This is a genomic window from Allobacillus sp. SKP2-8 (genome assembly GCF_007559355.1).
Classification (GTDB): Bacteria; Bacillota; Bacilli; order Bacillales; family Alkalibacillaceae; genus Allobacillus; species Allobacillus halotolerans.
Map to the genome: position 1 here is coordinate 14,611 of NZ_VMHF01000004.1, position 22,847 is coordinate 37,457.

Here is a 22,847-nt window from a genome sequence, read left to right on the forward strand (position 1 = left end):
ACCTGATGGACATATACGCCCACCAGGTCACTTACAATCATTTTATTTCGCTTGTTTCAATGAAAAGTAAAATGGCTCCTTTTTGAACAGCAAACTAAATCCAACAAATGCAATCAATGAAAATAAAACCGGAAATGTTACCGTATGGACACCGAACAATTCACCGTTGGCCGTATTATATAAATGGATAACGATATAGGAACCGATCCCGACGACCATGGACGAAATGGCACCAAATTTATTCGCATATTTCCAATAAAGTCCGAAGACAACCGGCCAAATAAACGCCGCTTCCAACCCACCGAACGCAAATAGATTTAAGTAAATCAATAACTCTGGTGGATTGACCGACATCACGAACACAATGATTCCAATGATCGCGGTAAATCCGATACTCACTTTTTTCACGTGTTTGTATGTTGCATCTGGTTTTACGTAATTAATATAAATATCTTTCACGACCGCTGAGCTGACCAATAGCAACAGCGAATCAACAGTCGACATGATTGCGGCCATCGGTGCAGCCAGGACGATGCCTGCGACCCATGGTGGCAACGTTTCCAATGCAATCAACGGAATGACTTGGTCTGCCACTTCAATTCCCGGCAAGACGGGACGCGCGAACACTCCAATCAAGTGCATGTTCAGCATAATCAACCCGACAACGATGGTTCCGATCACTAAAGCCCGGTGCATCGAACGTGAATTGCTGTAGGACATGGCACGCACGGCGACTTGCGGTAATCCGATCACACCGACACCGACGAGAATCCAAAAAGAAGACACATAAGCCGCTGATAGACTACCGTCATTTCCGAAAGGAGTCACTAGATTCGGATTTTCTGAGACTAAATCATTGAATATATTCTGAACGCCGCCTCCAGCAATTACAACGGCTACCAATAAAATCAGTGTTCCGATGAACATAATGATGCCTTGCATCGCATCCGTCACCGCTACAGCGCGGAAACCACCAATGATCACATAGATCAGAACAGCAACGGCAAAAATGAATAATGCCCCTGTATAACTTAAATCCGTCAACGATTCGATTAGATGGGCGCCACCAATCCATTGAGCCGCCATGGCAGAAAACAAGAAAACGACGACACTGATTGCCGAAAGTAAGACAACTGTCGTGCTTTGATAGCGTTCTTTCAGAAAGTCGATCAGTGTGACTGAATTCATTTTCCGCGTAACAATTGCGAACTTCTTTCCTAAAACGAGTAAAACAAAATAACCGGTGACGACTTGAGACATCGCCAATAAAACCCAGCCTAAACCAATGTCATAAGCTGCACCAGGGCCACCGAGAAAACTCGAGGAACTCCCGTATGTCGCTGTCATCGTCATTGCCAAAACAAGGCCACCTAGCTGCCGATTTCCAAGATAGTAATCGCTTAAAAATGAACTGGAATCACTCATCCGGCGACTCGACCAAATCCCGATAAAAAATATAATCACTAATAAGCCCAATAACGGGCCAAGAACTGCCCAATTCATGATTGGTTCCCCTCCTCATCTTCATCGAAGGGAACATCCTTCAAGAAAAATTTAGTGACAACCATCACCAATACGATCATCACGAGCACACCGACGATGCAACTCCAGAAAAACCAAGCCGGAAAACCGAAAATATACGTATATTCTTCTGGTGGCTTGGAGCCCAATCCATAGGCGAAACCATACCACCAAATAAAGTTAAAAACAGCAAGTGCGCATCCGATTAGTGCTTCTCGATTCGCAATCTTAAATCGCCAATCTTGATCAGGTCTTTCCATTGGCGAAGCCCCCCTATTGAAAAATCTACTTATCAACCATTTTAGCTGATGAAAAACGAAAAAGCATTATATTTTGAATATTTTTGTCAATGATTTTATTGAAAGCACAATCGGTCAGAAAAACTTTTCTTAAGATTTTTTCATCAAAAAACTCCCTTTACGTAAAGACCATCTACGTAAGGGAGCAGTCATCAAGTGATTTATTTTTTCAATAATGAAGCCGCTTCTTCATCCACAATAACGGTTACGTGATCATGTGATTGGAGAGCAGTAATTGGCCAATCTTCACTTTGCTTACCTTCAACCAACTGTTGGATCGCTTCACTTTTATTCGTTCCATTGGCGATCAACACAATTTCTTTCGCTTCCAATATGGAGCCAATCCCCATTGTAATGGCATGTGTTGGCACATCATCCATGGAACTGAAAAAGCGAGAGTTTGCTTCACGCGTGGATTCAGCCAATCTTACCTCATGGGTTCTAGATGAAAATGAAGTGCCAGGCTCGTTAAAAGCAATATGCCCATTGACACCGACACCGAGTAATTGTAAATCAATACCGCCTTTATCTTTGATGATCTGGTCATATGTTTCGCACTCTTTTTCAATGTCCGTCGCTCGACCATCTGGTAAGAAGGTTTGCTCTGGTGATAGTTTAAGCGGATCAAATAGCTTTTCCTTCATATAATAATAGTAGCTATTTGGATCTTCTTTTGGAAGACCAATATATTCATCCAAATTAAACGTCGTTACATGGGATAGATCTGCATTTTGTTCTTGTGCCCATGCAATTAATTTGTCATATAAACCGAGTGGTGTACTGCCTGTCGCAAGTCCTAAATTAATATTATTTTTTTCTTGGATTTGCTCGATAAAAAGTTCTACACCTTTTTGGCAAACCTCTTCATAGTTTTTTACGACAATTACGTTCATGTTGCATCCCTCACCTTTATTTTATTTTTCGATGGTTAACTGACCTCTACAAATTGTTTTTCTCACTTCAAAGTCTTCGTTCAAAACTACAAGATCGGCGTCGAAACCTTCTCGAATGGCCCCTTTATAATGATCAATCCCTAAGGATTTAGCAACATTTCCAGAAGACAATTGGGCCAGCTTCATGAGATCCATCGGCTTTAACTGAGCCGCATTTTTCACCGCTTCGTTCATCTTCAAGACACTTCCGGCGAGCGTTCCATCTGCTAAGCGCGCCTCACCGTCTTGGAGTGTGACTTCCTGTCCACCCAAGTCATACATGCCATTTTTCAAGCATTTCCCGCGCATCGAATCGGTAATCAACATCAAACGTTCAACACCTAAATTTTGATAAGCAAGCTGAACCATTGTTGGGTTGACATGAATTTCATCGAAAATAACTTCTGCTTTTAGTTGATCACTCAAAAAGACAGACCCTGCCACACCAGGCTCACGGTGGTGAATACCACGCATGCCATTGAATAGATGGGTTGCATGTTTCAAACCATTTTGTTCTGCTTTTTTTACATCTACATAGCTAGCATCCGAATGGCCGATCGATGCGATGACCCCTCTGTCACTCAAATGCTTGACGAACTCTTGGCCACCTTCCATTTCAGGTGCCAGCGTGACCACTTTAATGTATCCATTGGCGTGCTCCTGCCAAGCATCGAACTGGTTCAAATCAGGTCGTAAAATATGTTTGACGGGCTGTGCTCCCGCTCTTTTTTCATTGATGAACGGTCCTTCTAAATGAATACCTAAAATTTCCGCTCCTGTATAGTCTGTATCAACGAACCGGGCGACATTTTGAAGTGCCTGATTGGTCGCTTCCTTGCTTTCTGTAATGGTTGTCGCCAGAAAACTTGTCGTTCCTTCTTGCGGCAAGACCGCTGTCATTTCATCCAAAGCTTCCATTGTCCCATCCATGACATCATAGCCGTTCGCTCCGTGGATGTGAATATCAATAAACCCTGGAAAAACCACTTGGTCCGAAGTCAGTTCAATCACTCGAACACCTTGATCGTCCGGTGCTTCTTCCATCGGACCGACACGTTTAATTTTCTTATCCTCCACAAGTATATAGCCAGGCTGGTACACTTGCTCTTGTCCAACAACTCGGCCACCTTTGATCAACAACTGGTCCACAACAATCGCCTCTTTTTTATGAAAAATTCCAATAGATCAATCGTATGTATGAAACTACTTACTCTTAAATTGTACCACTTATCCAATCAAAAAAGTAGTCAAAAACCGCTTAGGTATTTCGTTATTGGCGTGGATGTCATACTCACACATGCACGGGGACAAGCTTTCAAAAACGAACGCAGCAGTTCATCCGGTTGTTTTCTGAAATCAATGTATTATAATGAAAAAACATGCGATTTGGACGAAATCGATTACATATAGGGAGGACTGAACATGCAGCAACGCCACTGGAATCTCATTAGAGACATAGGCTTTGTATTGATCGGTGCCTTTGTTCTTGCCTTCAGTGTCAATTACTTTATCATTCCGAACATGCTTTCTGAAGGCGGTGTCATCGGTCTAACCGTCATTCTCGTATACCTTTTTGACTGGTCACCTGGTGTGGTTAACTTTGCCCTCAACGCTGGATTAGTCATTGTCGGCTACAAGTTTTTCACGAAACGAGCGTTAACATACACAGCGCTATCGGTTGTTTCAGTAGCTGTATTTTTATTAGTGACAGAGGGGTGGACTAGTCCGATTGAGGATGACCCATTGCTTGCCGCATTATTTGCTGGTGTTTTCATCGGATTAGGTCTTGGACTTATGCTTAGATCAGGCGGAACTGCTGGTGGAACAACCGTCATTGCACAAATCATGCACCAAGTGTTCGGTTTCAGTGTCTCCGGTGTCGTGTTATTTATCGACCTAGTGATCATTGCCGGTTCAGCCTTTGTCATCGGCCAAGAACGAGCCATGTACACATTAGTCGCCGTCTACATTAGTGCGAAAGTGATCGATATGGTGTTAGAAGGACCGAATGCCCGAAGCGCTGTCATGATCATCAGCAACAAATCCGAAGAATTACTAGAAGTCATCACCGAGCGAATGGCCAGAGGAGTCACCGTACTCGAAGGCCGCGGTGGGTATTCAAAAATGAACAAACAAGTATTGTATATCGTCGTGAACAAACGAGAAATCGTCCGGTTGCGAAAAATCGTCGACACGATTGATCAAGATGCCTATATCACCGTCCACCGCGTTCAAGAAGTTTATGGGCGTGGATATAAAGGCCACAAAAAATAGCCGGGTGGGTTGACTGTTGAAATCGGCGGGCTGACTGTTGATAAATGCGCTTCAACTGTCGATAAAGATTGCCTAACTGTTGATAAGCGTGCTCCAACTGTCGATAAACACCCGCTGACTGCTGATAAACGCCCGCCAACTGTCGATAAAGACTGCCTAACTGTTGATAAGCGCGCGCCAACTGTCGATAAACATCCGCTGACTGCTGATAAATGCGCTCTAACTGTTGATAAACACGTTCCAACTGTTGATAAGCGCGCTCCAACTGTCGATAAACGCCCGCTGACTGTTGATAAGCGCGCTCCAACTGTCGATAAACGCAGGCTCACTGTTGATAAACGCGCTTCAACTGCTGATCAACCCACACCTACTTTCAAACTCACATACTCCAATTCTACCAATCTTCTTTCTCTTCAACTTTCTGTTTTTCACGGCCTTCTTGTCGTAGTGAGTGAATGATACTGAAGATCATCACGATAATGATAATTCCAAATGGGAAAGCTGTAATCGTCGCAATCGCTTGTAGTCCTTTTAGGCCTCCACTTAACAGTAAAACAGTGGCAATTCCAGAGATCAGCAATCCCCATGTCAGTAAGACTTTTTTTCCGGGATTCAACCGACCGGATTCCGAAAATACACCGAGGACATAAGTGGCTGAATTTGCTGACGTAATGAAAAAGATTCCTATTAAAATTAACCCAAGAACGGAAAGTATCTGCCCCATTGGTAGTTGTTCCAACACACGGAACAACCCAACTTCCGGTGTATTTTTGATTTCTTCAGCGAAACTTGCTTGTCCCATTAGCTCCATATGCAGTCCGGTGCCGCCCATGACGACAAACCAAACAATCGTCACTGCTGTTGGAACGACGAGTACACCGAGCATAAATTCACCGAGCGTGCGCCCTTTTGACACACGTGCGATAAACGTGCCCACGAAAGGACTCCAAGAAATAATCCAAGCCCAATAAAATAACGTCCAATCACCCATCCATTGGTTGTCCGAAGAATAAGGTGTCGTATTAAACGTGTATTGTAAAATATTAGCGCCGTAGTCACCAATCGTTTTCAACAAATGTTCGAGTAAAAAGACCGTCGGGCCGATCAATAAAACAGCAATCAAAACGACTGCTGATAGCCAAAGGTTCCCGACACTTAAGTACTTCATCCCTTTATCCAAACCGGTTAATGCAGATGTAAGGAAAATAACCGTAATAACGACAACAATTCCGACCATCATCCAGTTATTATCAGGTAATGAAAACACTTCGGATAAGCCTTTTCCAAATTGCATTGTGCTTAATCCGAACGATGTCGCAATACCTACTGTTGTCGCGACAATGGCAATGATATCAATCGTCTTACCTTGCCAACCGTGAATTTGGTTTCCAATCAATGGATAAAATGCTGAACTGACCAAACCCGGTAGATTTTTTCTGTACTTTGCAAAAGCTAAACCTAGTGCCACAATGGCATAGATCGCCCATGGTTGAATTCCCCAATGGAAAACACCCAACAATAAGCCATGGCGGACTGCTTCCTCCGTTTCCGGTTCAGTTGCTGCTCCAGGTGCAGTAATGTAATGTGAAAGTGGCTCAGCAAATCCCCAAAACACTAAGCCTACGCCCATACCTGCCGCAAACAACAAACCGATCCAAGTAAAATAAGAATATTCCGGTTCATCATGCTTCTTGCCTAACTTCATTTTTCGATACGGGCCAACACCTAAGTAAATACAGAACCCAACATAGAAGGCTGTCGCTGCCACATAAAACCAACCGAGATGCTTTGTCATACCATCCATCAATGTGGTTGTGATGGATTCCATTGATTTCGGGCCGATGAGCCCCCATATGACTAACATAAAAATAATGATTGCTGAAATGATGAATACGATTTGTGTCTTCATTTTCGCGAGCAATTCTTTCATTGTCTCACCACTTTCTACGAACATCCTCTAATCATCTAGTTGCCAAGTTCAGTAGAAAAGAAACATTTTTATTTTTTGTTTGGGCTAGTGGTCTTTCCCATACAAGGCTTTCGCATTCGAATAATTAATTTCCTCGCCTTAAATGTATTTCTTCAATGTTAATTTTCTTTTCTTCAGGGTTAATCCCTCAAGCTTCAGTGTTCATTTTCATCTCTTCAGGGTTAATTCAACGAGCTTCAGGGTTAATTCCACGTGCTTCAGCGTTCATTTTCATCTCTTCAGGGTTAATCCCATGAGCTTCAGGGTTAATTTTCATTCCTTCAGTGTTAAACCCACGAGCTTCAGGGTTAATTTGCTTTTCTTCAGTGCTAATCCCACGGGCTTCAGGGTTAATTTACTTTTCTTCAGTGTTAATTCCACGAACTTCAGGGTTAATTTACTTTTCTTCAGTGTTAATCCCACGGGCTTCAACATTAACGTTTTTGCATGCACACAAAAAAGCACCGACCGGAGTCAGTGCTTACTTACTCGTTTCATAATCTTGTTCTCATCCTTCGTTTTGCTCTTCAAAAGTGTATGTATAATCTCTTGGTTGTTCTTCTCATTTCATTATGTGAAGTTTCACTGCAAAGAAAGTGGTTCATCTGTTTCTTCATCGATTTCTTGAACCGCAGTCGTCAATGTATAAGCTGTTTCATTAAACAAACCGATCTTATCCAGTGTCAGTCCTTCTTGAACAAGCAATCGATCCAGTGAAACCGAACCGAGGTGCAACAAAGCATTGAGTGTTGGTGTTTCTAGTTGGAGCATGTTCCCTAATTCCACCCATGGAACGACGCCAAAATGCAGTCCTTCCAATAATTGCTTGTTTGCTTCAGATGGAACGATCGCTTTCTTTTTCAGGACGTCGCTTTCTTTAAGTTGGTCGATTAATTCATCAAGTGGTTTCGCATAGCCTGTCTCCACGAGACGCCGCTCGAGCGATTTGGCCTCAAGTCCCAATGCCCGGCAAATTCTTTGTCTGTCTTCATCCACTTCTTGAAGGATGTTCACGACTGATGCAGAGATGCCGTCCGGATATAATTGAAATTGCAGATCTTCCTGATTAAACTTTGCTAAGTTTGATAACAGCGGTACGACGATCGTTTCAGGAAGCAAGTTATTCAGGAGTACTTCCCAACTATTCGTCGCTTTTTCAATGCCTGGATAGACTAGACGGATTTCACGGAAAAATTCATCTTCATGCTCAGTTAGATATGTAGAAAACAGAAGCGTTTTTATTCGTAACAATAATTCCACTTCCATTGTATGTTCATCCATTTTTGCTTCATAAGGTGGCAAATGTGTTTCGCCAACTGGTATGTTTATCTCGACTCCTAACTCTCTCAATCGCCGCTTCCAACGTATACTGGCAAGTGATCCATGCCCGAGAAATACGAGTCGATGATTTTCAGTTAAAAATGGTGCACAGATTTCTGCTAAATGGTCAATGCAATTCGCCGAATCGGCAATCAAGACGAGTGACGAAGCAGATAAGGCGTCTTCAACATCATCAACAACTTTTGAAAAAGAAACCCATTCGCCATTGAAATAGACTCCCTCTTCCTGGTGAATCCCGTTCAATCCTTCATCGCCTTGGCCAAAATTGAATAAAGTAACCTCGAAATCACGTTGCGTTAAGTCGGCAGCCGCTGCCAATCCAACTTCATTCATACCAATGACAGTCACTCGTTTGTTCATCGTCTTCCCCCTTCCATCTGGGTCATCATCGCAAATAGGATGGCTAACTTGATCCCTACAAGCTTCCTCTTTTGTTTCAATTCGTCAAAAACACCGAAAATCCTGCTTTTATCGGCAATGTTCCTGGTCAAATTGAAAGATTGACGTCCGTTAACCAACCGAGACCATAGATCGATCCGATTGTAAAAACTAGTGTCCATAGTCCTAAGCTAATCGTTGACCAATACAGTGTTTTGGTTTTTGTGGCTCCGAAAACAATCGCTGCACCAGCCGCAATATGCGAACCCGTTAAAAACGGTCCTGCGAGCAACAACCCAGACACACCATATTTATCCCACATCCGGTTCGCTCGCGCATAACGACCTGAATCTTCTTCTTGATCGCTTTGTTCCTTCTTTTTCTTTCTAAAGAACCATCCTTTTAATCGATCAAAAAAGACAATCAGCAAATAGACGGTCAGTAAATTTCCGAAAAATGCTAGAATGGCCACCCAAAACGCATTCATTCCAGCAAGGATACTGACAGGGATAATTAACCCAATTTCAAACCACGGAACAGCCGCCAATAGGAAAACAAGTAGATAATCCCAGATGTCTAATAAAAATGTCATGTACTCGTCCTCCTTATTTGAACCTAAAATTACTTTAGGTGACTTTAATATTTCTTCTCGTAAACAGATGCCAATTCATCGCGACAAGCGCAAAGAAAATCATGACACCACCAATAATCATGTACACACGAAACGGTTCATTCAACACGACGACACCGAGTAACACAGAGACGAATGGAATCAAAAAGGTCACAAACGTCGCATAAACAGGACCGCCGTTTTCAATTAATTGATAAAAAATCACATAGCCAAGACCAGAGCTTAAAAATCCAAGAATGGCTACTGGGATTAGGATGTCCCAAGATCCCAACAATAAAAACACTTCCGGTTGAATGAATATCGTTGGAATGCCATTAATGATCATACCGAATAACAACGTATAAAAACCTAACACAAACGGCGAAATCCCTTGGAAAAACCGCCCCGCAATAATGGAATTTGTCGCATAACAAAGCGTACACGTCAGCATTAAGCCCACACTAAAGAAACCAAATGCATCCACTTGGAGTGTGTCGAGAAATAGAATGATCAATGCCATCATCCCAAGCACAAGGCTGACGAGTTGGTTAGCAAGTGGTTTAACTTTCAAAAAGATCAATGATAAAACAAAGGTAAAAATCGATGTGAAAGAATTCAAAATCCCACTTACCGAGCTATGTAAAGACACTAGTGAAAAGGCCATCAACATCCAAGGAATGCCTGCCGCGAGACTAAGAGAACTGACAAACGTAAACGTCAATTTTCGTTTGATCGAAATTCTTTTAAAATAAAGAATCGGTGCCAACATCACAAGACCGAATAAACAACGGATAAAAATTAGACTGACCGGGTGCAGGTCTTCCACAAGGATCTTCGTAAACAGAAAAGAAGATCCCCATAACAAGCTGAGCAGCAATAAAAGCGAAACACTGATAACAGATTTGTTTTTAGTCATGTTCCACCTGTTTCAAAAAATGCGTCATGGATGGAAGCTCTGGCTGTGCCCCTTTCACACTGACCGTATATCCGGCTACCCTCGTCGCAAGCTTCATCGCTTGTTTAATCGGCAACCCATCGCTCAATCCTGTCACCAATGCTGCATTGTAGGCATCACCCGCGCCCGTTGTATCAACTACGTTGACATCACTCGCTTCTACATAAAAACTTTCTTCCTCTGTGACCAATAACGAACCGTGTCGGCCTAATGTGACGACAACTTCACCAACACCTTCATCTAAAAGCATTTTGGCGGCCGCTTCAGCATGTTCCAAATCATGAACAGGTAGACCGGACAAGCCAGCTAATTCGATTTCATTCGGTGTCAATAAATCAACTTTACGAAGGGCCTCTCGTGAAAGCTCGTTGGCTGGCGCTGGATTCAAGACGACCTTTTTATCCAAAGCTTTCGCTTGATCAATGGCATATTCAACGGTTTCGATTGGGATTTCAAGCTGCATCAACACCACATCACAAGCTTCGATCAGCGAACGATGACGATCGATATCCGCTTTCGACACTTGATGGTTCGCCCCTGGAACGAGCACGATTGAATTTTCACCGACTTCATTCACTTGGATCATCGCAATTCCCGTTTGTCCCTCTTTTAAAATTCCAGACGTTTCAATGCCTAGCTGATCATAGTTTTCCATAATCGCATCGCCAAATTCATCCGTACCAACACTTCCGATAAAAGAAACATCCGCACCTAAATGGCGGCAAGCAACCGCTTGATTCGAGCCCTTTCCACCGAAGTTCGTCGTATACGAAGTACTCGTCGTCGTCTCCCCAGGCTTCACAATCTCTTTCACGCTTAAAACCAAATCCATATTAATGCTTCCAATCACAAGAACGTTCATGAGACTTCCTCCTTTCGCGTTAAAACTTTTGCAATGTCTGATCAAATAGATCCCAGAACCGGTCGACATCCAATGTTTCAGCAAAATAAACATTCGGTTCTTTCCCTGTTGTTCCCAATAAATCCACGCATGTCATTCCGTATGTAAACTCACCCTTCGTTTCAATATCGACATGAACATGTTTGAACTCAAACAGGCTAGGGTCGATCAAATAGGCAATCGTACAAGCATCATGGACAGGACCGCCATCGAAATCAAACACCTCTTTATACGTGTGAATAAAAAACTGCAAAAGTTCTACAACGAAATCAGCTGCTTTATTGTTGATTGTCTGAAGCCGCTTCGTAACCTCTTTCGTTGCCAACGCCTGATGTGTCACATCCAAGCCAAACATCCGAATCGGCACACCACTCTGATAGACGACTTTTGCCGCTTCCGCATCTACCCAAATATTAAACTCTGCTGCGGGTGTCCAGTTCCCGAACGTTCCACCACCCATCAAGACGATTTCACTGATTTTCGGAATGATGTTCGGTTCTTTAATCATTGCCAAAGCGATATTGGTAAGCGGGCCAGTCGGTACAAGCTTAATGTCCCCGTCTGACTCGAGCAATTTTTCAATAATAAAATCAACCGCATGCTGGTCGATTGGCTTGAGCGCCGGCTCTTCAGGTAGTTCAGGTCCATCCAATCCGGATTCACCATGGATGGATTCAGCAACCGAAAGCGGCTTCGTGAGTGCACGACTCGCTCCGATGGCAACCGGTACATCCAGTCCGACCAAATCAGAAATATTCAACGCATTTTTCGTTGTTTTTTCAACACTGACATTCCCGCCGACCGTCGTAATGCCGACAATATCAATTTTTTCATGTAACGTCGCTAAAATAATTGAAATCGCATCATCATGACCTGGGTCACAATCCAGGATGACTTTTTCTTTTGTTGTCATGAAAACCACTCCTTGATTCAATCAATTGTTTGTTCATTTAGTATATAAGCTTGCTGTCAAAAGCACAATTCCAACGTGAAAACACCTCAAGAAAATTAATCGAATAAAGCCCATTTGCCCGTCATATGATTTCATTGGATGAAAATATTTTGTAAAGAAGGGTGATTCAGTGGATAAGGATAAAGAACAACACCGCCACTCAGACTATCGAAATCCGAAGCAAGAGCAACTGGATGAATACCGTCATCAAAATACAGGTCCTGGCAAGAAAATGACCGATGAAAATGGCAAAAAAATCTCCAATGATGAACAAACGCTACGAGCCGGCAGACGCGGACCGACATTACTGCAAGATTTTCATTTTTATAAAAAACAGACCCACTTTAACCGCGAACGAATTCCCGAAAAAGTTGTTCACGCCAGGGGATTTGGCGCTTATGGTGAATTTGAAACATACAAGTCATTAAAGCATTTGACGAAAATGCACTTTTTACAAGAAGCCGGCTGTAAAACACCTACCTTTGTGCGGTTTTCCAACTTCATCGGCAGCAAAGGCTCAAAAGATACGGCAATCGATATTCGTGGCTTTGCGACGAAATTTTACACACAAGAAGGAAACTATGACATGCTCGCCCTCCAATTCCCTGTATTTATTTTAGCCGATGCGATGAAATTCATGGATGTTACCCATGCAGCCAAACCAAATCCAAAAACCCATGTGCCGCAAGCGACGACTGCTCATGATAGCTTCTGGGATTACGTTGCAAACAACCAGGAATCCGCTCATATGGTCATGTGGCTCATGTCGATGCGCGGGCGGCCGAGAAGCTGGCGCATGATGGAAGGCTGGCCGATCAACACCTTCCGTTTCATTAATGATGAAGGCAAGCAGACATTTGTCCGGTTCAAATGGATTCCTCGACTTGGCGTTCACTCTTTATTGTTGGATGAGGCCAATATTATTGGTGGGGTTGATCCGGATTATCACCGTCATGACCTGATCGATGCCATTGAAAAAGGCGCCTATCCTGAATATGACTTAGGAGTTCAATTGATCGAAGAAGAAAAACAGTTCGATTATGATTTTGACATTCTCGATGATACAAAATTATGGCCGGAAGAAGTCATTCCCGTTGAAAAAGTCGGGAAGCTGACATTAAATCGATTGGTCGATAATTTCTTTGCCGAAGAAGAACAATCCGTATTCGACCCAGGAAATCTCATTCCAGGTATCGATTTTACGAATGACCCTGTCCTGCAAGGCAGAGCGATTGCTTATCGTGATACCGAACTTTACCGACAGCATTCTGCCAATATTGAAGATATCCCTGTCAACAAACCACTTGCGCCAAAAAATTATAATCTACGAGACAGCTATCAACGACACCGCATCGATGTCGACAAAGTAAATTATCATAATAATTCCCTTGCTGGCAATACTCCATCTGAAGCCTCGTGGGAAGAAGGCGGTTATGTACATTATCCTCAAAAAGTAGATGGGCACGTCACCCGAGAAGTCCCAAGCGATTCATTTAAAGATTTCTTTTCTCAAGCCCGTTTTTTCTGGAATAGCTTATCGCCGGTGGAAAAACAAGATCTCGTCGACACGTTTATTTTCCACCTCGGTAGTGTAGAGAGTGAATTCGTACGACAACAAAATATTGAAATGTGGGCAAACGTTGACCACGGCATGGCAACAAAAATAGCCGAAGCGATTGGAGTCCATCCACCAAAAGAGTCACACGTCCCAGTTACAGGGAGCTCGCCAGCGATCAGTCAGGCGAATACACCGCACTACGCCTACACCCAAAAAGTCGGAATCCTGATTGGCGATGGATTTAACTGTGATGAAGTCCGGTATGTAACCGACTTATTTGAACAGCATGGCGTTTTCTTCGACGTGATCAGCGAAACATTAAACCCAGCTGTCGCTTCAGACGGCACAAAAATCAAAGTCAACGAAACATTCACAACCACTTACCCAGTCCTATACGACTCGCTCTACGTAGTCGGAGGAGAAGCAAAAAACCAAGGAAAATTCAACCAGGAAATTTTACACTTCGTCAACGAAGCTTACCGTAGATACAAACCAATCGGAGTCGCAACCGGCGCCAACTTTTACATCCAAGCCACCGAACAAAACAACCTCGCCGGCGTCATATTTGCCGAAAACAACCCAGATTTCGGCCAAGACTTCATCTCCGCCATTGCACAACAACGCTTTTGGAATCGAACATAGAAGAAAGGACAAGAGCCGGTTTTTGGCTCTTGTCCTTTTTCCTTATTGGGATTTTGGTTGAGGTGGGTGCGTTTGGATATGCGATCTACCCTTGGGGATATGCTCCCTACCTTTTGGGATATGCGCCCTACTTCTGAATATATGCGACCACCGAATACGGATATGCTCCCACTCCATGCGGATATGCGACCTGTTATGGGATTTATGCGACCGTCTCGGCTATTTATGCGTCCAAATCTGAAATATATGCGCCCTGTGCCAAGATCAGCTGTATTTGATGAGGCTGCGCTGGGATATGCTCCCTACTTCTGAATATATGCGACCACTGATTGTCGATATGCTCCCACTCCATGCGGATATGCAACCTGTTACGGGATTTATGCGACCATCTCGGCTATATTTGCGCCCGAGTCTGAAATATATGCGCCCTGTGTCAAGCTTAGCTGTATTCGATGAGAGTGCGCTGGGATATGCGCCCTACTTCACATTATATGCGCCCACTGATTGTGGGTATGCTCCCACTCCGTGTAGATATGCGACCTGTTACGGGATTTATGCGACCATCTCGGCTATTTATGGGCCCGAATCTGAAATATATGCTCCCTGTGACAAGCTTAGCTGTATTTGATGAGAGTAAGCTGGGATATGTGCCCTAACCTTGGATATATGCGCCCACCAAACATGGATATGCTCCCACTCCATGCAAATATGCGACCTGTTACGGGATTTATGCGTCCATCTCGGCTATTTATGGGCCCGAATCCGAAATATATGCGCCCCGCACCTCGCACCCCGCGCCCGCACGCGAAGCTATCGTCCCGTATCACTCCACCACAACATACTCAGTCAAAAAATCGACGAGATGCATGGCTTCCATCTGATCAGACAAGCCGGCTTTTTCTATACCGAGTTTCATTTGTAAGAGGCATCCCGGATTGGAGGTCAATAAAAATTGAGCTTCGGTTTCTTTGACGTCCTCCATTTTTGAATCGAGTATGCGCATTGCCATTTCGGTATGAATCAGATTATAAATCCCGGCTGATCCACAGCATTGGTCGGCGGTTGATAATTCCACGTACCTCGCGCCATCAATCGATTGCATGATCTGTCTCGGTTCGTCCACAACACGATTGACGTTTCGTAAATGGCAGGAGTCCTGATAAGTAATGACCGCTTGGCGACCGTCTTTTAATTTCAATGAACGTCCGGTTACACCTAGTTTTTCGATTAGCGTTGATATATCAATGGTCTTCTTGGAAAAAGCCTTAGCTTTTTCCAAGAAATCTGGATGATCTTTCAGTAAATGATCATACTCAGATAAAAACGCTCCGCATCCCCCTGCGTTGTTCACAATATAATCGACATCCTCAGCAAGGAAGGCCTCGATATTACGAATCGCATTCTCACGCGCCAAGTCAAGTTCGCCACTATGCCCTTGCAACGCACCACAGCACACTTGATTCTCTGGCACCCAAACATCGCAGCCTAACTTTCGCAACAGCTCGACTGTTGACTGATTCGTTTCAGAAAAAATCGTATCCATCATACATCCGGTAAAAAAAGCAACCTTTGTCGTTTTCTTTGTACTTTGGTACGTATGTCCTTTTTTGATCTCGCTCTTATTTAAAATTGGCAAAATCGCTTCCATATCTTTCATGATCGATGGAAACAAAGAAAGAACTCCTGTTTTACGCGTCAATGCTCGAATCCCTGATTTTTGATAAAATCGAATTAAGCCTGTCGTCCGTTCCATTGTCCGTTGGTTTTTAAATAAATTCTTGAACGCTCCATAGCGGGCAACTTTTTCCGTCACTGAATGTTTTTTCTCACGTTGAATGACATTGCGGGCACTTTCCAGCAATGAACCATACTCGACACCAGCCGGACAAGCCGGTTCACAAGCACGGCAGCCTAAACATAAATCAAGCGATTCTTTAATTGAATCATCAAACGGAAGCATCCCATCACGAACGGCTTTCATCAAGGAAATCCGCCCACGCGGTGACTGCGTTTCATCGAAATTCGAATGCAAATAAGTCGGACAAGCCGGCAAACAAAAACCACACCGCATGCAATCCAGCAGCTTTTCTTCTTCAACTTCTTGTTGGAATCCTTCTTGGATCCGAACGTGTAATTGGGCTTCAGCCATTGTGAACCACCACCCGTTTTCTCGTCGACTTCGCAAACATCTTTCCTGGATTCATGATGTTATTCGGATCAATGGCCTGCTTAATGCCTCGCATGACAGCCAATCCACCTGGACCGACCTTCCATTCCAGATAGGATGATTTCATTTCGCCAACACCGTGTTCACCGGTAATCGTTCCTCCCATGTTGACGGCTGTTTCGAAAATCTCGGCAAACGCTTCTTCCACACGCTTCATTTCATCTTCATCTCGCGCATCGGTTACGGCAGTTGGATGTAAATTCCCATCACCCGCATGACCGAATGTATGAATCCGAACGTCATATTTTTCAGCAATCCGAATAATTTCACGGACCATCGGCGCAATTTCTGAACGCGGAACCGTCGCATCCTCAAGCATGGTCGTTGGCGTCAGTTGCGCTAGGCAAGACAGCGCATCCTTTCGCGCACGTCGTAAATCTTCTGCTTCCTGTTCATTTTTCGCCTTGGAGATTTCTCTTGCACCGTATTGCTCACAAATCGTTAACACGGTTGCCATGTCAGAACCGACAACTTCTTCAGGCCCATCCTGTTCAATTAACAAAATCGCTTCCGCATCAAGTGGCAAACCAATTTGTTTATAACCTTCCACGACTTGAATCGTTCCCTGATCCATAAACTCGAGTGTGGCCGGAATAATTTTAGCGGCGATAATCGCAGAAACCGTCTCGGCCGCTTTTTCCAATGAATCAAACACAGCCAATAAAGTTTCATTATGCGTAGGCTTTGGAACTAACTTAAGGATCGCTTCCGTCACGATGCCAAGTGTGCCTTCAGAACCGACCATTAAACTCGTCAAGTCATACCCCGCAACATCTTTGGCCAATTTTCCACCGGTTCGAATCACTTCCCCACTCGGTAAAACAACTTCAAGTGCTAACACATAATCTTTCGTCACGCCGTATTTCAAGCCACGCAATCCACCTGAATTTTCACTGATATTGCCACCGAGTGTCGAAATTTTTCCAGAGCTCGGATCAGGCGGGTAAAACAATCCCTCTTCCTCAACAAACGCATTCATTTCATCCGTAATCACGCCAGGCTGCACGGTCACCGTCAAATTCTCTTCATCGAGCTCGAGTATCTGATTCATATGGCGAAATAAAAGAACGACACCGCCCATCGTCGGAGTCGTACCTGCAGCCAAATTTGTTCCCGATCCACGCGGAACAATCGGAATCTCATGTTTTTGACAAAGCTTCACAATCCCGGATACTTCCTCTGTATTCCGAGGCGAGACGATCAAGTCCGGCAACGATTGGAAATTCGCTGTCGCATCATACGAGTAAGCGAGCTTCGAGGCGCTTGAATGCTGGACATTTTCTTTCCCGCATAACTGTTCAAATTCTTGAATGATCGCTGGAGATAACATATAATCTCTCCTTTAAAATAAGTACGTAATCACGTTCGCAACCGAAACAACCTCTACTTATTCATACAACGAACGGATCACTTGTCGTGTTGAATCCAAGTATTCGATCGTTTCATCAAATGTTTTTGAAGCGACACACATAAATAAAATATCGATGACATGAAGTTGGGCGAGTCGAGAAGATGTCGCACCACTTCTGAAGTTCGCTTCCTTTGTCGCTGAAGTAAATAAGTTAATATCCGCCAAACGGGCCACCGTCGAGTCACCATACTTCGTCAAGCTGATCGTCTTCATTCCGGAATCCTTGGCAATTTGCAAAGATTTTATGACTTCATTTGTCTCTCCAGAAAAAGAAATAGCCATCAATGTATCTTCTGCTGTCCCATTGGCAATGGTCGTCGCAGCCATATGTAAATCCGAGAACACAAATGCATTCCGGTTAATGCGCAAAAACTTTTGCTGAGCGTCATAGGTTGCAATACTAGAAGCGCCAACTCCATATAAGTGGACGTTTCGGCTGTTCAAAATGACCTCAACGGCTTTTCTTAGTTGATCGACATCCAGCAAATCTGCCGTTTCTTGAATCGTTTGTTGACTGATCGTCGTCACCTTTTGCAAGATGGAATCAATCGATTCATTGCGATTAATGTCTCTTTCTTCTACTGGTTGTTGGCGTTGCAAGTCACCCGCAATGCGCAATTTCAGATCTTGAAATCCTTTTAATTTCAATGATTTGCACATGCGGATAACGGCCGCACTACTTGTTCCGCTTTTTTTCCCGAGTTCTGTCACCGTCATTGAAACCGTATCTTGCGGATGTTCCAATATATAGTGAGCAATTTTTTTCTCCGAATTCGGTAGCTTCTCCATCATTTCTTTCACAATCAGTAACCCTGAATTCATCAGTATCCCTTTCCTTCTTCAGCTATTTTTCATCATATAAATGACAGGCAACCCAATGGTCATCCTTTACTTCTTGGAAAACTGGATTTTCCGTCACACAGCGGTCATGGGCGGCAGGGCATCTCAAGCGAAACGGACAGCCAGAAGGTGGATTGGAAGGGTCTGGAACGTCACCTTGTAAGATGATCCGTTCTTTTTTCTCAGTCGTCGACAGATTCGGAATTGCTGACAACAAAGCCTTCGTATATGGATGCAGCGGCTCCTTATAAAGATCGTCCGTTTTTGCCAGCTCCATCATTTGTCCTAAATACATGACACCGACCCTATCACTTAAATGCTTGACAACGTTCAAGTCGTGCGAAATAAAAATATACGTGAGTTCAAACTCTTCCTGCAAGTCTATTAATAGATTTAAAATTTGCGATTGCACAGACACATCCAATGCCGAAACGGCTTCATCAAGAATGACCAATTTCGGATGAACGATCAACGCCCGTGCGATACTGATCCGCTGTCGTTGACCACCACTGAATTCATGTGGAAATCTACTTAAATGTTTTTCCGATAAACCGACACGGTCAACCATTTCCTTGGCTTTTTCAATCGCTTCTTTTTTCGAACATAAATCATGCGTCAATAATGGCTCGACCAATAACTCTTGGACCGTCATTCTTGGGTTCAAGGAACTATAAGGGTCTTGGAAAATCAGTTGAAAATCTTTCCGCTTTTTCCGAAATGCCCGTTTTTTAATATCATATAGATTTTCACCATTGAACCAAACTTCTCCTTCTGTCGGTTCCAACAAACGCAAAATCGTTCGACCTGCTGTTGACTTTCCACAGCCACTTTCACCAACAATTGAAAACGTTTCATTTTCTTTAATGGAAAAAGAAATGCCGTCAACTGCCTTAACGTATCCTTGAGTTGTTTTGAAGACTCCCCCTTTGATTGGGAAATGTTTCTTTAAATTTTTCACTTCTAGAACAACTGGCTGATTACTCATTCGGATTTGCCTCCTCATCGTGAAGCCAACACTTGCTCGTTTGATCTGCCCCTACTTGAAATGCTGGTGGCTCTTCGCTGAAACATTTATCGAAAGCAAATGGACAGCGCGTTGCAAACCGACAACCGAGCTCTTGATATTCATCTGGTGTCGGGACATTACCTGGAATGGAATAAAGCTTTTCAGAACGGTCGCCTAATGTTTTAATCGATTTCAGTAATCCTTGCGTATAAGGATGTTGCGGGTTGTCAAACACATTTTTGACCGTAGACTCTTCCACCACTTGACCCGCATACATAACGGCAACCCGGTCACACGTCTCCAAAATAACGCCTAGATCGTGTGTGATCATTAAAATGGACGTGCCATGTTCTTCGGTTAAATCATTCATTAAGTCGAGGATTTGCGCTTGAATGGTGACATCCAGCGCGGTTGTCGGTTCATCGGCAATCAACAGCTTCGGTTCTGTAATCAGCGCCATCGCAATCATTACCCGCTGCCGCATCCCTCCAGATAACTGGTGCGGATAATCGTCCATGATTTTCTCCGGTCGAGAAATACCAACACTCGTCAGCATCGCAATCGCTTTTTCACGCATTTCTTTTTTACTCATTTTGCGGTGATATTTTAACACTTCAATGATTTGGTATTCAATCGTATAAAGCGGATCTAACGCTGTCATCGGCTCTTGGAAAATCATCGCAATGTCTTCACCGCGAACGTCGCGCATTGCCTTTTTGCTTAAGTGATTCAGCACTTTTTCTTCTTCAGTCCGTAAAATAATTTCGCCTTGACCGATCGATAGATTATCCGATAATAGATTCATCACTGCCAAGGAAGTCAAGCTTTTGCCACTGCCTGATTCACCGACAATGCCATACTTCATTTTCCGGTCAATCTTTAGATTAATATTTTTGATGATGTTAAATGATTTTCGTTTCGACTGAAAATCTATGGAAACATCTTTCAATTCCAACAAACTTTCCACGCTAACTCCCCCTTATGGAAAGAACCTTTTCGAACGCTTGTGGTTGTGTGTAGCTCAGCTTACCCATAATGACTTCATGGTCCGCATTGGTAAACTCACGGATTGTATTGGTTTTTCCCTGTAAGAAATGATAGCCGAATACGACAAACGCCGCAGCTTCCTTCACATCGCTAGAAATTCCGAACTCATCGATGGTGGTGACACGCTGCTCTGGTAAATCATCTTGTAAAAATCGGAGAAGCGTTTCGTTATGTCCGCCTCCACCTGAAACAATGACTTCATCAAGTGGTTTATTCGCCGATAAAATGAAATCGTTATAGCTGTTCGCAATGGTTTTCGCCGTCCAAGCCGTCACACTGGCAACGAGGTCATCCGCTGATAGATTCATCGCTTCTGCCCGGTTCATGACACCATCGACATAGGCTTTTCCAAACACTTCACGGCCGGTCGTCTTCGGTGGTTTCCGTGAGAAATAATCATGCTGCATTAATTCATCGACGAACGCGTTATTCACTTGTCCCTTCGCAGCCCACTCACCGTTTTTGTCATAAGTTAATGTTTTCTCCGACAACCGATAAACCACTTCATCGATTACCATATTGCCAGGCCCTGTATCAAACGAAGTCAGCTGCTGGTCATCACCACGGCCAAGATATGTCACATTCCCGATGCCACCGATATTCTGCAAAGCACGTGATTTCTTTTCATCTTTGAAAAATACGTAATCCAAGAAAGATACAAGCGGTGCACCTTGTCCATCTGCTGCCATATCGGCAGTCCGAAAGTCGCCAACGACCGGCAAGCCTGTTCGCTCAGAAATAACCGAAATATCACCGATTTGTAGTGTGCTTTTCGGTTGAAAATCATTCTTTCCTTCATCCGGCAAATGATAGATTGTTTGTCCATGACTGCTAATAAAATCAATATCCTTTAACGAATAATCCGATTGATCGACGAGTTGCAAAACCGCTTCACTGAACTTTTCCGCCAAATAAAAATTCATCGCCGTAATCTCATCCACGCGTGCCGTCTCTTCATCGCATAAAGCCATGATTTTTTGTTTCTCTGCGTTGGTATAAGAAATACTATAGGCATCAAGCACTTCCAGCTCCGTTTCAAAGGCTGTGCCATTGACCCGGCAGAGAACTGCATCAATTCCATCGAGAGAGGTACCTGACATCAAACCGATTCCTAACTTCGACATGTTTTTCATCCTTTATCAAAAAGTTATTGTTTTAACTTCGGATCGAGCAAATCTCGTAAACTATCACCCAATAGATTAAAACAGAAAATTGTAATGATGATTGCGGTTACTGGGAACGCCATCATCCATGGCGCAATTTCCATATAAGAGCGACTCTCATTCAGCATGACGCCCCATGAAGGATCCGGTGGCTGAACACCTAAGCCTAAAAAGCTTAAACCGGCTTCTGTTAAAATAGCACCTGATAAAGCGAGGGTAATTTGTACGATGAACGGCGCCATTACGTTCGGTGCAATATGTTTGACGATAATCTTCGTATTGCTGACTCCAACCGCTTCCGCATTGGTAATGTATTCATTTTCCTTAACGGTCAACACTGCTGAACGGATCAAACGGGTGAAAACCGGCGTAAACACAATACCAATCGCAATCATCGTGTTCGTCAAACTCGGTCCTAAAACCGCGACAATCGTCAAGGCTAAAAGAATATCCGGAAAAGCGAAAAAGATATCCATGATTCGCATGATGAACTGGTCGATTTTCCCTTGAAAGAAACCAGCCAACAAACCGAATAACAAGCCAAAAAATGCTCCGATTCCAACGGCGATCAAGCCGACTTGCAAGGAAACTTGCGCACCATAAACGACACGGGAAAAAATGTCGCGACCAAATTCATCGGTACCGAAAAAAAACTGGGAACTCGGCCCTTCCATCGTATGAAGCGTGTGCATTTTATCCGGCGCATAAGGCGCGATGATCGGCGCGAAAATAGCCAACAAGACAACAAGCAAAACACCGATCAGACCGACGAGCCCCACTTTGTCTTCTATTATTTTTCGTGTAAAATCTCTCATTCGAAT

21 protein-coding genes are annotated in these 22,847 nt (G+C 43.7%); 4 read left to right on the plus strand and 17 right to left on the minus strand.

The genetic code is table 11. The annotated features are described in order from the left end of the window. Positions 1–42: 42 nt before the first annotated feature. The 4 genes from panF to nagA all read right to left on the minus strand — a co-directional run bounded on the left by panF (position 43) and on the right by nagA (position 3,901). Positions 43–1,503: a sodium/pantothenate symporter gene (gene panF / locus FPQ10_RS05720; protein WP_144161652.1), complete on the minus strand. Its 1,461-nt coding sequence runs from the start codon at positions 1,501–1,503 to the stop codon at positions 43–45. Beyond that, positions 1,500–1,781, minus strand: a complete 282-nt coding sequence (locus FPQ10_RS05725) for a YhdT family protein (protein WP_144161655.1) — start codon at positions 1,779–1,781, stop codon at positions 1,500–1,502. The genes panF and FPQ10_RS05725 overlap by 4 nt, the downstream gene beginning before the upstream one ends. A 200-nt stretch (positions 1,782–1,981) precedes the next feature. Then, a complete protein-coding gene (gene nagB, locus FPQ10_RS05730; RefSeq protein WP_144161658.1) occupies positions 1,982–2,713 on the minus strand; it encodes a glucosamine-6-phosphate deaminase in 732 nt (243 codons plus the stop codon). 21 nt (positions 2,714–2,734) lie between these two features. Then, complete coding sequence (gene nagA / locus FPQ10_RS05735) at positions 2,735–3,901, minus strand: N-acetylglucosamine-6-phosphate deacetylase (RefSeq protein WP_144161661.1); 1,167 nt, start codon at positions 3,899–3,901, stop codon at positions 2,735–2,737. Between the two features lie 273 nt (positions 3,902–4,174). Between nagA and FPQ10_RS05740 the strand changes: the two genes are divergently transcribed. Further along, positions 4,175–5,026, plus strand: a complete 852-nt coding sequence (locus tag FPQ10_RS05740) for a YitT family protein (protein WP_144161664.1) — start codon at positions 4,175–4,177, stop codon at positions 5,024–5,026. Positions 5,027–5,035: 9 nt separating this feature from the next. Next, positions 5,036–5,485, plus strand: a complete 450-nt coding sequence (locus tag FPQ10_RS13185) for a hypothetical protein (RefSeq protein WP_222103054.1) — start codon at positions 5,036–5,038, stop codon at positions 5,483–5,485. On the opposite strand, the gene FPQ10_RS05750 is transcribed toward FPQ10_RS13185, so the two are convergent. From FPQ10_RS05750 to FPQ10_RS05775, 6 genes are all read right to left on the minus strand, one after another. Next, entirely contained in the window at positions 5,421–6,956 is a 1,536-nt protein-coding gene (locus FPQ10_RS05750; RefSeq protein ID WP_255439726.1) for a BCCT family transporter, read from the minus strand. The genes FPQ10_RS13185 and FPQ10_RS05750 overlap by 65 nt on opposite strands. A 621-nt stretch (positions 6,957–7,577) precedes the next feature. Then, complete coding sequence (locus tag FPQ10_RS05755) at positions 7,578–8,696, minus strand: NAD/NADP octopine/nopaline dehydrogenase family protein (protein ID WP_144161670.1); 1,119 nt, start codon at positions 8,694–8,696, stop codon at positions 7,578–7,580. Positions 8,697–8,823: 127 nt separating this feature from the next. Beyond that, on the minus strand, positions 8,824–9,306 hold the full coding sequence (locus tag FPQ10_RS05760; RefSeq protein ID WP_255439727.1) for a small multi-drug export protein: 483 nt from the start codon (positions 9,304–9,306) through the stop codon (positions 8,824–8,826). 34 nt (positions 9,307–9,340) lie between these two features. Further along, on the minus strand, positions 9,341–10,240 hold the full coding sequence (locus FPQ10_RS05765; RefSeq protein ID WP_144161673.1) for a DMT family transporter: 900 nt from the start codon (positions 10,238–10,240) through the stop codon (positions 9,341–9,343). After that, positions 10,233–11,141 carry a ribokinase gene (gene rbsK, locus FPQ10_RS05770; RefSeq protein WP_144161676.1) on the minus strand — a complete coding sequence of 303 codons (909 nt, stop codon included), beginning with the start codon at positions 11,139–11,141 and terminating at the stop codon, positions 10,233–10,235. The genes FPQ10_RS05765 and rbsK overlap by 8 nt, the downstream gene beginning before the upstream one ends. A gap of 19 nt (positions 11,142–11,160) precedes the next feature. Continuing rightward, positions 11,161–12,093 (minus strand): nucleoside hydrolase, encoded by a 933-nt coding sequence (locus tag FPQ10_RS05775; protein ID WP_144161679.1) that lies wholly within the window; start codon positions 12,091–12,093, stop codon positions 11,161–11,163. Between the two features lie 169 nt (positions 12,094–12,262). Between FPQ10_RS05775 and FPQ10_RS05780 the strand changes: the two genes are divergently transcribed. Both FPQ10_RS05780 and FPQ10_RS05785 read left to right on the plus strand, forming a co-directional pair. Continuing rightward, positions 12,263–14,332 carry a catalase gene (locus FPQ10_RS05780; RefSeq protein WP_186278559.1) on the plus strand — a complete coding sequence of 690 codons (2,070 nt, stop codon included), beginning with the start codon at positions 12,263–12,265 and terminating at the stop codon, positions 14,330–14,332. 72 nt (positions 14,333–14,404) lie between these two features. Further along, complete coding sequence (locus tag FPQ10_RS05785) at positions 14,405–14,644, plus strand: hypothetical protein (protein WP_144161682.1); 240 nt, start codon at positions 14,405–14,407, stop codon at positions 14,642–14,644. Between the two features lie 511 nt (positions 14,645–15,155). Here FPQ10_RS05785 and FPQ10_RS05790 read toward each other — a convergent pair. The 7 genes from FPQ10_RS05790 to FPQ10_RS05820 are packed head-to-tail and all read right to left on the minus strand — an operon-like array spanning position 15,156 to position 22,841. Further along, positions 15,156–16,481, minus strand: coding sequence for a (Fe-S)-binding protein (locus FPQ10_RS05790; RefSeq protein ID WP_144161685.1), 1,326 nt, complete (start codon positions 16,479–16,481; stop codon positions 15,156–15,158). Then, positions 16,474–17,889 carry an FAD-binding oxidoreductase gene (locus FPQ10_RS05795; protein ID WP_144161687.1) on the minus strand — a complete coding sequence of 472 codons (1,416 nt, stop codon included), beginning with the start codon at positions 17,887–17,889 and terminating at the stop codon, positions 16,474–16,476. The genes FPQ10_RS05790 and FPQ10_RS05795 overlap by 8 nt, the downstream gene beginning before the upstream one ends. Before the next feature lie 57 nt (positions 17,890–17,946). After that, positions 17,947–18,792 (minus strand): MurR/RpiR family transcriptional regulator, encoded by an 846-nt coding sequence (locus FPQ10_RS05800; protein WP_144161690.1) that lies wholly within the window; start codon positions 18,790–18,792, stop codon positions 17,947–17,949. Between the two features lie 22 nt (positions 18,793–18,814). Continuing rightward, a complete protein-coding gene (locus tag FPQ10_RS05805) occupies positions 18,815–19,795 on the minus strand; it encodes an ABC transporter ATP-binding protein (protein WP_144161692.1) in 981 nt (326 codons plus the stop codon). Next, entirely contained in the window at positions 19,788–20,783 is a 996-nt protein-coding gene (locus FPQ10_RS05810) for an ABC transporter ATP-binding protein (RefSeq protein ID WP_144161695.1), read from the minus strand. Before FPQ10_RS05810 ends, FPQ10_RS05805 begins: the two co-directional genes overlap by 8 nt. Position 20,784: 1 nt before the next feature. Continuing rightward, positions 20,785–21,987, minus strand: a complete 1,203-nt coding sequence (locus FPQ10_RS05815) for an anhydro-N-acetylmuramic acid kinase (protein ID WP_186278560.1) — start codon at positions 21,985–21,987, stop codon at positions 20,785–20,787. A 23-nt stretch (positions 21,988–22,010) separates the two neighbouring features. After that, positions 22,011–22,841 (minus strand): ABC transporter permease, encoded by an 831-nt coding sequence (locus tag FPQ10_RS05820; RefSeq protein ID WP_144161701.1) that lies wholly within the window; start codon positions 22,839–22,841, stop codon positions 22,011–22,013. Between the last annotated feature and the right edge of the window lie 6 nt (positions 22,842–22,847).